The organism is Paraburkholderia sp. SIMBA_030 (genome assembly GCF_046535245.1).
Classification (GTDB): Bacteria; Pseudomonadota; Gammaproteobacteria; order Burkholderiales; family Burkholderiaceae; genus Paraburkholderia.
In genome coordinates this window covers 1-240 of sequence record NZ_JAWRXB010001507.1, presented here as the reverse complement: position 1 = coordinate 240, position 240 = coordinate 1, and the positions used below count along the sequence as shown (strand labels likewise).

The following is a 240-nucleotide window of genomic DNA, read 5'->3' as shown; positions in this document are numbered from 1 at the left end:
AACAATGGCTGATCTCCGCAATAATTTCGTCGGCATCAAGTCTCCGAACCCGTTCTGGCTGGCCTCCGCGCCGCCGACCGACAAGGCCTACAATGTCGAGCGCGCCTTCAAGGCAGGCTGGGGCGGCGTGGTCTGGAAGACGCTCGGCGAGGAAGGCCCGCCCGTCGTCAACGTCAACGGCCCGCGCTACGGCGCGATCTGGGGCGCCGACCGCCGCCTGCTCGGCCTCAACAATATCGA

Annotated in this window: 1 pseudogene; it reads left to right on the top strand. The window is 65.8% G+C overall.

The window, feature by feature from the left end:
* Positions 1-4: 4 nt before the first annotated feature.
* Positions 5-240, top strand: a pseudogene (locus SB772_RS45065) (NAD-dependent dihydropyrimidine dehydrogenase subunit PreA); the annotation flags it as partial.